We start from the raw sequence: 11,424 nt of genomic DNA, 5'->3' as shown, positions 1-11,424 counted from the left end.
AGTGTTTGAACCGTGAATGTTTTTAAATTACTGATTAAATAGATATTTCCTCCATTATTTTATCTAAGGTCGGACTAGACTGTTGCCACTTTGGCTGTTTGTCTTTATCCACAATTAATGCGCGCACACCTTCGACAATATCGCCATGTTGAAACCAAACGTCTTGTAAATGTCGTTCAATTTGCATGCATTGCTTCAGTGAAAGACCACGACCTAAATGCTGGAGTTGTAAACTGATTCTTTTCGCGATTGGAGATCGTTGTTCCAAGGTATTGCGTATTTTTAGCGCCCACACTTGAGCATCATTATGCTGTTCATTTTCAAGACTATTTTCAATGGCATCAATGCTCTCAAAACCAAAATGCTTACGAATTAAATCTGCATTTTGACTAAGTTCACTTTCCGCTGGTCGAGTAATATATTTCGCAATCAATTGTTCAATATTTTCCTTGCTGAGTTGCTTGGAATTTCTTAATTCTTCTTCTAATTGAACAAGTTGCTCACTCGGAACATGGTAGTCAATCAAATCTAGATACAACGCATCGCTAGCACTGATTTGATCGCCTGTAGTTGCCATGTACACACCAATATCATCTAAACGTGATAAAAAGTGTGTCGCAGCCACATCTGGGAAAAATCCAATGGCAGTTTCAGGCATGGCAAATCTAGATTTTTCGCTGCTGATAAGCACATGACATGCTTGGGCCAAGCCAAATCCACCGCCAAGTACATAGCCATCAAGTATGACAATAATGGGTTTTTCATACGCACGAATGGTATTCAGCATTTCATACTCAGCTTGAAAATAAGCTTGATGATCTTCTTTACCATTCATATAACTATCATAGAGATAACGAATATCGCCACCTGCACAAAATGCTTTAGGACTATTTGAGCGAATAAGTACAGCATGAATATTAGTTTGATCAGCCCATAGTGCTAATTGCTGTTGAATCCCTTGAATCATTTCCAAAGACAAGGCATTTAAACTTGCCACGCGATCTAAACTGATTTGGCCTAAATGTCCATGTTCTTCAATCATTAAGTTATTTGTACTCATATCCATATAATCCTTTTTTATTTTTAATTGTTTTTAAAATTGGCTTGGCGCTTTTCAACAAATGCTTGCATGCCTTCTTTTTGGTCTTGAGTTGCAAAAATCGAATGGAATGTTCTACGTTCAAAGCGTAAACCTTCTTGCAAACTGACTTCAAATGCACGGTTAATTGACTCTTTGATCATCATGGTTGCCACCACAGATTTTTCGGCTATTTTTTCAGCAGCTTTTAAGGTCTTTTCGACCAACTCCTCTTTAGGAAAGACTCGAGCAACTAAACCACTCTGCTCTGCTTCTGCTGCGCCCATTTGTCTGGCAGTCAGACACATTTCCATGGCTTTGGCCTTACCAATAGCAAGCGTTAAGCGCTGTGTACCACCTATTCCTGGAATTACTCCCAAAGTCACTTCTGGTAAACCGAATTTTGCATTATCGGCACAGTAAATAAAGTCGCACATGAGTGCTAACTCACAGCCTCCACCTAACGCATAACCACAGACAGCTGCGATTAAAGGTTTACGGCGCTGAGCAATTCGATCTGCCAGATGAAAAAAATCATCCAAATAAATATTCGGAAAACTCAGTTCAGCCATTTCCTTAATATCTGCACCAGCGGCAAAGGCTTTTTCTGAACCTGTAATAACCATACAACCGATGGTTGGATCTCGATCTAAATCATCCAAGGCCAAATTAAGGTCTTTAATTATTGTGCTATTCAACGCATTTAAGGCCTGAGGACGATTTAAAATAATGAGTCCAACACCATTGTTCTTTTCGAGCAGAATCGTTTCAAATTGCATGTGAGATCCCTATATATGTTCAATATTTATGAGTAGGCTTCATATCTGAAGCCTTGTCGTTTTAAATGTCTTAAAGACGTTATAAGCTACGGGCAATTACTAAACGTTGGATATCACTCGTACCTTCATAGATTTGGCAAATACGTGCATCACGATATATACGCTCTATCGGGAAATCTTTGAGATAGCCATAACCACCAAAGACTTGTAATGCTGCAGAGCAAACACGCTCAGCCATTTCAGATGAAAAAAGCTTGGCCATAGACGCTTCATTTAAGCAAGGTTGTCCTGCTTCTTTTAAACGTGCCGCGTGATAGACCAATTGGCGTGCGGCCTCTATTTCTGTTGCCATACTTGCCAATCGGAACGCAACTGCCTGATGTTCAAAAATTGGTTTACCAAAAGTAATACGCTCTTTGGCATATCGGGTTGCTTCTTCTAATGCTGCACGTGCAAGACCAACTGCTTGCGCCGCTATACCAATACGACCGCCTTCTAGATTTGATAAGGCGATTTTCAAACCTTCACCTTCTTTTCCTAACATTAGGCTTTCATGCACACGCACGTCTGTTAGTGCAATTTGGCAGGTATCTGAGGCATGTAATCCAAGCTTTTCTTCAGTACGAATCACTTCATAACCGGGTGTTTCTCTTGGGACAATAAAAGCACTCATGCCTTTTTTCCCTGCACTCGGATCAGTCACAGCAAAGACAATAATGACCCCTGCATTATGACCAGAGGTAATAAACTGCTTAGCACCATTAATCACCCATTCATTACCATCTTTCACTGCACGAGTTTTAATGGCAGCAGCATCTGAACCTGTATGCGGCTCAGTTAATGCAAATGCACCGATCATTTTGCCTTGTGCTAAAGGCACTAAATATTTCTGCTTTTGTTCTTCTGTGCCAAATTTAGCTATAGGAACACAGCCTACCGAGTTATGTACACTCATAATGGTTGAGGTTGCCCCATCGGCCGCGGCAATCTCTTCTAAAGCCATAACATAAGCAAGATTACCTGTATCTGAACCACCCCATTCATCTGATACCAACATACCCAATAAACCCAGTTCCCCCATCTGCGCTAAAGCCGCTTTGGGAAAGGTACCGTGTTTATCCCATTCGCCCGCTTGAGGTTTAATTTGTTCCTGCGCGAAACTGCGTGCCATGTCCTGAATTAATAATTGTTCTTCGGTAAATTGCATCTTATCTTCCTGTACATCAATCAAATGCTTCCATCCAGTTTGAAAATGATTAGAACTGAATGAAAGCTTGATTTTGATCCTGATTGTTCGGCATTAATTTAGAGTTAATCGTTACGTCATTTAACTTGCATGCTGCGTGGATTGTTTCGCAATCTCTTGATTTCTTAATAAGAAACGCTGAATTTTTCCACTTGGAGTCTTCGGCAGTTCTTGAACAAACTCCACCAATCGTGGATAAGCATGTGCGGATAAGCGCTTTTTCACAAATTGCCCCAGCTGCTCTGCTAATTCTTCGGACGCTGTGACATGCTCAGCTAAAATTACAAAAGCTTTTACGATTTCTGTCCGATCTGGATCAGGTACACCAATGACCGCTGCTTCAATCACTGCATCATGCTCAAGTAAAGCGCTTTCTACATCGAATGGCCCGATACGATAACCTGATGTGGTAATCACATCATCATTACGACCAACGAAGCTCATACTGCCATCTGCGTGTAATTCTGCGGTATCACCCGTGAGGTAATAATGCTTTACAAAGGGTGACTTACGACTTTCTTTATAGCCACCAAACCACATCATCGGTGATTGACTAATATCGACAGCAAGCACTCCCGGCGTTCCTGCAGCTAGCTCTTGCCCTTGTTCATCAACAACCGCCACGCGATATCCTGGACTTGCATAACCTGCGACACCTGCGCGAATATCATGTTGTAAACCATGGTGATTACACACCACCATACCAACTTCAGTCTGCCCATAATGGTCAAAGATGGGTGCATCTAGGACTTGTTTAAACCAGCGGAACACTTCAGGGTTAAGCGGCTCTCCAGCACTACTGACGACACGAAATTTGCCTTTAAGTTTTGCCATTTGTTCAGGGTCAGCCGCCATCATCATCCGATACGCTGTCGGTGCGCCTGCAAGGTTCGTCACTTTGTAGTCATCTACGATCTGACACAAACTATCAATGCTAAAACCACCTTCGTAAAAGAGTGTTGCATGTCCAAGTAAAAGTGGCCCAGTGATTCCATAATACAAGCCATAAGCCCAACCCGGATCGGCAATATTCCAAAACGAATCATCTTCACGCAGTCCTACCGCATTTTTCATGTATTGACCAAATGCAATTAAGGCTTTGAGCGGGACTTCTAAGGGTTTTGCAGGACCAGTCGTACCTGAGGTAAACATCAAAAGAAATGGATCATTGATGCTCTGTAGAACGAATTCACAAGCTGTAGACTGCGCTTTGACTTCATCCCAAAAGTTTAAATCTCCCTGTTGAATCCCTTGACCAGATCGATCTGCAACAGTAACGATTTGGGGACAATGTGCAACTTCATCTAATTTACTACGATTACCCACATCGCTAATCACCAATTTGCTTTGTGCAAGGTGTAAACGATGTTCAATGGCTTTGGGGCCAAAGGCGGTAAATAGCGGTTGATATACAGCACCTATTCGCCAAGACCCTAAAATCACCACAAGTAATTCAACTGTACGGGGTAATAAACCCGATACACGATCACCTTTTTGCACACCCTGTGACTTTAAAAAATTGGCAAATTGGCTCGACCACTGTTGCAGCTCTGCAAAGGTATATTGTTCTTTCCGCCCATCTTTGCCTTGCCAATACAGTGCAACTTTATCTTGATCAATCGCATGACGGTCGCAGCATTCATAACATGCATTTAATTGCTCTAAAGAGCCTGATAGCATTTCTTTGGCAGCATGATTTAAGTCAAATGCCTTTGCAACATCCTGATAATTCGACATCTTCTCTACCTCAGTCTCAATTTATTGTTATTCCGACACGAGTGTTAGTATTTTTAGCCATCCCTAGGCTAGATTGGTGTTCAAAGCGATTAAGCGTCCTTAGGTAAGTATTGCTGCACAATGCTTGAAAAATCTAAGTGTGCATTACCTTGTAAACACAGCTGTTGATACATTTGCTGAACCAGTCCGCCTAAAATAATCGGCTGTTTGACTTGTCCTGCGGCTTCTACAGCCAGTCCTAAATCTTTCAACATCAACTGCGTTGCAAAACCATCGGTATAGCCGCGTCCTGCGGGTGCATTTGCTGAAATACCCGGCCATGGATTACATACATCCGAACTCCAGCAACGTCCGCTCGAACTATTCACCACACCTGCTAAGGCTTGAGGATCAATCCCTAGACGCGCACCGAGCGCCATACCTTCAGCAACGGCTGCCATGGAAATACCAAGAATCAAGTTATTGCAAATTTTCGCAATTTGACCTGCACCCACATCGCCACAATGCACAATGTTTTTACCCATGTGCCCCAATACAGCTTTGGTTCTTTCAAAAGTTTGATCATCCGAACCGACCATAAAGGTTAATGTACCTGCCTGAGCACCAATAGTTCCGCCTGAAACAGGTGCATCACAGATTTTTATCTGATGTGCAGCACCCGCCTCGGCTATATCCTTAATGGTTTGCGGATCAATGGTACTGCTATCGATACATAAGCTTCCTGCTTTCATTACCGCCAATACACCATTTTCTCCCAAGTACACCTCTTTGACATGCTTGGCAGCAGGCAACATGCTAATCACAACATCTGCTTGTTTCGCTGCATCTTCTGGACTTTGGCAAACGATGCCACCTGCTTCAGTAAAATGCTGAATCGCAATTTCGCTTAAGTCGAAACCGTAAACCGTAAAACCTGCTTTGAGTAGGTTTTGGGCCATTTTTCCGCCCATGTTTCCTAAACCGATAAAGGCAATATTCATCCTTGAACTCCTAAATTAACGTAGGTTAATGGTGGTATTCACTTCACCTTTTTCTTGTGTATCTTCGAACCAACGACTGGTGATGGTTTTGGTTTGTGTATAGAACTGAACTGCTTGCTTACCATATGGACCTAAGTCACCCAGTTTTGAACCACGCGATCCTGTAAAGCTAAAGAAAGGTACAGGTACAGGAATTGGAATGTTGATACCCACTTGACCAATATCGATATCGCTTTGGAATGTACGAGCGACTGCACCGCTTTGTGTAAATAGTCCAACACCGTTGCCAAATGGATTGGCATTAATCAATTCAATCGCCTGCTCCAGAGTATCGACATGAATAATGGCTAATACGGGTCCAAAGATCTCTTCGGTATAGATGCGCATATCGGTTGAAACTTGATTAAAAATCGTTGCTCCGACAAAGTTTCCTTGCTCATAGCCAATGACTTGAACATCACGACCATCCAGCAACAGTTCTGCGCCTTGTTCTACACCGCTTTGAATTAAATCCAGTACACGTGCTTTTGCGCGAGGTGAAATAACTGGGCCAATATCGGTATTCGGCTCATGCCCTGCATTGACCTTCAGCGTTTTGGCTTTTTCAACCAGTTCATTGACCCATTCTTTACTTTCACCAACCATGACAGCAACCGACAAAGCCATACAACGCTGACCTGCCGCACCGAATGCTGCACCAACGAGGGCATTTAAAGTTTGTTCTTTATTGGCATCCGGCATTACCACCACATGGTTTTTGGCCCCCATCATCGACTGCACACGTTTTCCATGCTGTCCTGCAAGGTTATATACATGTGTACCAACGGCTGTAGAGCCTACAAATGAAATGGCCTTAATAGCTTGATGTGTGCATAAACGATCAACAACGTCTTTACCACCATGCACTACGTTTAATACACCTGCTGGAATACCGGCTTCAATCGCAAGTTCGACAAGCATCATGGTCGATAATGGATCTTGTTCAGATGGCTTTAAAACAAAGGTATTTCCACAGACGATGGCCATTGGGAACATCCACAGTGGAATCATCGCAGGAAAGTTAAATGGCGTAATTCCTGCACATACACCCAAAGGTTGCTGCAAAGTATAGGTATCCACACCACGTGCAACACCTTCTATATATTCGCCCATTTGAAGTGTGCCAACCGAACACGCATGCTCAACGACTTCTAAACCGCGTTGAATATCACCTTCAGCATCTGCAAGCGTCTTTCCTTGCTCAGCAGTCAGTACACGGGCAATGTCTTTCATATTGCTACGGATCAGATCTTGTAGCTTCAGCATAATGCGCATACGTGCTTGCACAGGTGTTAAGCGCCAAGTTTTAAAAGCCTCTTGCGCTGAAGCAATCGCTGCATCAACTTCTTCCATAGTCGCCATTGGTACACGACCCAAAACCTCTTGAGTTGCTGGATTTAGAATGTCTTGCCACTCTGTAGTGTTTGACTCTACAAATTTACCGTTAATTAATAATTTAGCCGTCGCAGACTGAATATTTGACATTGTGTTCATGACCTCTCCATAGGCACTTATTGTTTTGTACTGACTTAGAAAATATCCAAAAGCCTTATATTTATATTTTCCAATTCACTTCAAACTAGCAAAGAAAATTTTGACTACCAATAGAGATTCACGCACGATTGATGTGCAAATATGCACAGGGATGACAATAACAATGAAAGTAGATTGGGATCATTTACAGTATTTTTTGGTTTTGGCTCGTGCGAAAACCCTAACCAATACCGCACGTATTATCGGTGTTGAGCACAGTACGGTTTCTCGACGTATACATGCGCTAGAACTGGCTTTAGGCACGCCATTATTTAAACGTGAAGCCACAGGTTATGAACTCACTTTAGAAGGTTTGGCACTGGTTCCTCGCGTTGAACAAATGGAACAGGCATTTTTACAAATCGAAAAACCCAACCAACCTATGCAAGGTCGTGTGCGAATTGGCACACCCGAAGGGTTTGGAACGGCATTTTTGACACAGCTCTTGGCAGAATTGTCCAAAAAATACCCTCTACTGACTATCGACCTTATTCCTGTACCGAAAATGATCAAGCTTTCACATCGTGAAGCAGATATTGTTATTTCCATCGATCGACCAAAATCAGGCCCCTATATCATTACTCGATTGGCAGACTATTGTTTAAAAATTTATGGCAGTAAGGAATACCTAAAAAACACGCAACCCATTCATACATTAGAAGATTTAAAATCACACACTTTTGTGAACTATATAGATGATCTAGTCTATAGCCCAGAACTGTATTGTTTAGAGCGCTTACCTATTCAGCTCAATGCTAACTTTAGAAGTAGTAGTATTTTGGCACAACAAATTGCCGTGAGTGCGGGTGCAGGATTGGCAATATTGCCCAAATTTTTGGCCGAGGAAAAACCCGAATTAGAAAAAGTCTTGGCGCAAGATGTTCGTTTTGTACATACCTTTTGGATGCTAACCTTAGTCGATTTACAACATGAGCCACGCATTAAATTGGTTTGGGACTTTTTGAGAAAAAGAACCGACCAATATCATAGTTTATTAATGGATTAAGTCAGGATGGCTGCTTCCAAACTATAACTGTTATAGAAATTTAGATGAATGTTGTATCTATGCTTTCAAGCGATATACCCCAATAATCACCTATAACCACTAGGGATTTAGAGTACATCTTATGAGCAATCAAGAGCCTAAAAAACCGCAAAAATATGCAGACAGTGAAATTTCAGATAAGGCCTTTAAGCGTGCCATTATTTGGTTCTCGATCTATGTGCTTTTATTCTGTATTGGTGTAGCGTTTGTCGTTGGTGCAGATAATTCCTATCTACCTTAAACGATAATCTATTCGCTTATTGCAACTCGCTATTGCATGTATATCTTACATTTCATGTTTGCTCATGATCAGTTCATAATGAATTGATCATCAGACCAAATAATTTGGTTTAAATTTGAATTTAAAAAAAGCTTGTAAGTCTAGATTTACAAGCTTTTTGCATTTTTAAAGTGATCAATTCACAGCTATAAACTTAATTAGTCATCTTTATCGCTTATGCAGGACTTTGCTTTTTCACTTGGTGCTGAAGATGCGTTTGGATATATTCACCATAGACCGACATTTTTTCAAAAATATGCTCTGAATAAAACATGTCTTCTACCAAGACTTGCGCACGGTCAAATTCATATAAACCTAATCGTTGTAAAATTTTCGCATTGATAAACGAAAACTTTTGGCATAAATCGATATATTGCTGATCTTTGTCTTTAAATAGCAGCTTTAACATATTGATTTTACTTAGATCAAAGTCAATCGGTTCAGCTTTATCCGCCAAGACATGGATTTCAACATCTAAATATTCAGCGAGCTGTTTTAATTTTTCTAAGTCGATATGTAGATGTGTAATACAAATGATTTTGGAAACTTTCGGATTACATAAGCTATTGATCAAACCAAAATAGAAGTATTCTGCTGGCGATAGTTGTTCTTTATGTAGCTCAATGTAGACATTTAGTCCCGATAAAACATCATCAACTTTAAATGCGCTAAGTTTAGCCTCCGCTTGATAATAACGATTTAATATCGCAACATTTTCAGGGCTTTGCGGTGTAGCGTAGATCACCTTCTGATTCAAATTCGCTAGGATAAATGGTGCAAATAAGAAAGCCGCATTTTCAGCCTTGGCATTCATATGCTCCTGACAAATACTGACATAGCCCACTTGCTGTACTTGACGCAAAATTCGACTGCGTAACAGCACCGCTTCTAAATTAGTATGCTGTTGTTGCAGCAGATGCAGCGTTGAATCTGTCAATGGAACATCCACCAGTAAATGTTGTAACAGTTCTAATTCACTGGCTTTAAACATACTCAACTCCCTAACTTCCATACCATTTGACGCCACAAGTGTTGTTGTCAATACACCTTATAAAAAATTCAAGCTTAAAACTAGATACAGTGAATTTGAAAAAACATATAACAGTACAGACTCATCTGTTATAAAAATATAATGCACAATTAATTTTACTGATATATTTATAACAGAATCTTGTCTTGTTGATGACTATGTATAAATCGGAACAGCTTGCTCAGCACCTACGTCAACTGATTGAAAATGGCACTTTAAAAGCGCACGAAAAGCTCCCGTCTTTGCGTGAACAAGTGCAGTTGTCCGGCTTTAGTTTAATCACAGTCATGAATGCTTATCAGGAGTTAGAATCGCGTGGCTTAATCTATGCACGTGAGAAATCTGGCTACTATGTGGCGCAAGGCTTAGTCGAAATAGAGGCTGAACAAACTCAAATCGTGTCCTTAAACACACCGGTTGAAATTAACTCACTAGTATTTAAGTATTTAAAATCAATACAAGATGAAAAAACCATTCCCTTGGGATCAGCTTTTCCAGCTCAAGACATTGTTTTTTCTAAAAAGTTAACCCAAATCATGGGGCAAATTTCCCGAAATTCCAAAAGTTACGATGCCATTGATAATCTTCCACCTGGTAATTTAGCCCTACGTAAGTTAATTGCACAGCGCTATTGCATGCAAGGCATTGCCACAGATCCAGAGGATATTGTGATTACCTCAGGCTGTATGGATGCACTGAATCTTTCCTTACAGGCAATAGCTTCACCGGGTGACTATATTGTGTTACAGCAAAATATTTTCTATGGCGCCTTGCAAGCTGCAGAGCGCTTAGGCCTTAAAGTGGTGACCTTACCTGAACATCCACAAGACGGTTTTGATTTAACCGCATTTGAACATATTTTAAAAACTTATCCCGTCAAGATCTGTTGGCTGATGCTGAATTCGCATAATCCTGTTGGCTTCACAGTGAGTGATGAAATCAAGCAAAAAATTGCCGTGTTATTACACCAATATCATGTGCATTTAATTGAGGACGATGTGTATGAGGAAATGCATTATGCCTCTAAGAAGCCCGTTTCAATGAAATATTTTGACCAAAATAATATGGTCTTACATTGCTCTTCTTTTTCTAAAACGTTGGGCGCTGCATTTCGGGTCGGTTGGGTGCATGCGGGTAAATATTCTCAAGCGATTCAACACTTACAACTCATGAGCACGATTTCCGTTAATACCTTATTGCAAAATGCCTTGGTGGAATTTATTTCAAATTATCATTATGAAAAACATTTAAGGGTCTTAAGAAAAAGTCTACAACAGCATAAATTACAGTTTTACCGTTATTTAGAAAGCCGCCTACCGACTGGATGCAAATTACAATATCATCCAAGTGGTTATTTTCTTTGGTTAAAACTACCGGAAAATGTTGAAAGTATGGCAGTCTATGAAGCCCTAATTCAACAGCAGATTGGCGTTGCTCCAGGCCGTTTATTTAATGTTGCGGAAGCCAAAACTCAATATATCCGTTTAAATTGTTCCTTTGCATGGAAGGATGAGATTCAACAGGCTTTAGATGCCCTCCTTAGTACAATCTCTGCACTTTCCTCAGATCAGACGAATATTTGACAATTTTTATTGTCATTATTATGCTCAAACAGATATTGTTCAAATACATATATTTGTTGTTGAGATAACAACGAATTCATTCAACATTTACGAA

Annotated in this window: 10 protein-coding genes; 3 read left to right on the top strand and 7 right to left on the bottom strand. The window is 40.7% G+C overall.

Annotated elements, in window-relative coordinates; translation table 11 throughout:
- Positions 1-34 precede the first annotated feature (34 nt).
- The 6 genes from FTT77_RS11770 to FTT77_RS11745 all read right to left on the bottom strand — a co-directional run bounded on the left by FTT77_RS11770 (position 35) and on the right by FTT77_RS11745 (position 7,353).
- Positions 35-1,060: an enoyl-CoA hydratase/isomerase family protein gene (locus FTT77_RS11770; protein WP_180054714.1), complete on the bottom strand. Its 1,026-nt coding sequence runs from the start codon at positions 1,058-1,060 to the stop codon at positions 35-37.
- Positions 1,061-1,083: 23 nt separating this feature from the next.
- Positions 1,084-1,857 carry an enoyl-CoA hydratase gene (locus FTT77_RS11765; RefSeq protein ID WP_180109346.1) on the bottom strand — a complete coding sequence of 258 codons (774 nt, stop codon included), beginning with the start codon at positions 1,855-1,857 and terminating at the stop codon, positions 1,084-1,086.
- A gap of 79 nt (positions 1,858-1,936) precedes the next feature.
- Positions 1,937-3,064, bottom strand: a complete 1,128-nt coding sequence (locus tag FTT77_RS11760) for an acyl-CoA dehydrogenase family protein (protein ID WP_180109345.1) — start codon at positions 3,062-3,064, stop codon at positions 1,937-1,939.
- A gap of 120 nt (positions 3,065-3,184) precedes the next feature.
- Positions 3,185-4,840 carry an AMP-binding protein gene (locus FTT77_RS11755; protein ID WP_180109344.1) on the bottom strand — a complete coding sequence of 552 codons (1,656 nt, stop codon included), beginning with the start codon at positions 4,838-4,840 and terminating at the stop codon, positions 3,185-3,187.
- A gap of 89 nt (positions 4,841-4,929) precedes the next feature.
- Entirely contained in the window at positions 4,930-5,820 is an 891-nt protein-coding gene (mmsB, locus tag FTT77_RS11750; protein ID WP_180109343.1) for a 3-hydroxyisobutyrate dehydrogenase, read from the bottom strand.
- A gap of 15 nt (positions 5,821-5,835) precedes the next feature.
- The gene (locus FTT77_RS11745; protein ID WP_180054704.1) at positions 5,836-7,353 is read right to left on the bottom strand and encodes a CoA-acylating methylmalonate-semialdehyde dehydrogenase; all 1,518 of its coding nucleotides are present in this window, start codon (positions 7,351-7,353) and stop codon (positions 5,836-5,838) included.
- Between the two features lie 163 nt (positions 7,354-7,516).
- On the opposite strand from FTT77_RS11745, the gene FTT77_RS11740 reads away from it, so the two are divergent.
- Both FTT77_RS11740 and FTT77_RS11735 read left to right on the top strand, forming a co-directional pair.
- A complete protein-coding gene (locus FTT77_RS11740; protein WP_218954083.1) occupies positions 7,517-8,398 on the top strand; it encodes a LysR family transcriptional regulator in 882 nt (293 codons plus the stop codon).
- 121 nt (positions 8,399-8,519) lie between these two features.
- Complete coding sequence (locus tag FTT77_RS11735; protein WP_168379604.1) at positions 8,520-8,678, top strand: hypothetical protein; 159 nt, start codon at positions 8,520-8,522, stop codon at positions 8,676-8,678.
- A gap of 214 nt (positions 8,679-8,892) precedes the next feature.
- Here FTT77_RS11735 and FTT77_RS11730 read toward each other — a convergent pair whose 3' ends face one another.
- Positions 8,893-9,708, bottom strand: coding sequence for a hypothetical protein (locus FTT77_RS11730; protein ID WP_180109341.1), 816 nt, complete (start codon positions 9,706-9,708; stop codon positions 8,893-8,895).
- A gap of 197 nt (positions 9,709-9,905) precedes the next feature.
- Here FTT77_RS11730 and FTT77_RS11725 point away from each other — a divergent pair, with 197 nt between their 5' ends.
- A complete protein-coding gene (locus tag FTT77_RS11725) occupies positions 9,906-11,330 on the top strand; it encodes a PLP-dependent aminotransferase family protein (protein ID WP_180109357.1) in 1,425 nt (474 codons plus the stop codon).
- Positions 11,331-11,424 lie beyond the last annotated feature (94 nt).

The sequence above is a fragment of the Acinetobacter sp. YH01010 genome (assembly GCF_013420775.1).
GTDB lineage: Bacteria > Pseudomonadota > Gammaproteobacteria > Pseudomonadales > Moraxellaceae > Acinetobacter > Acinetobacter amyesii.
This window is presented reverse-complemented; position numbering and strand designations above follow the sequence as displayed.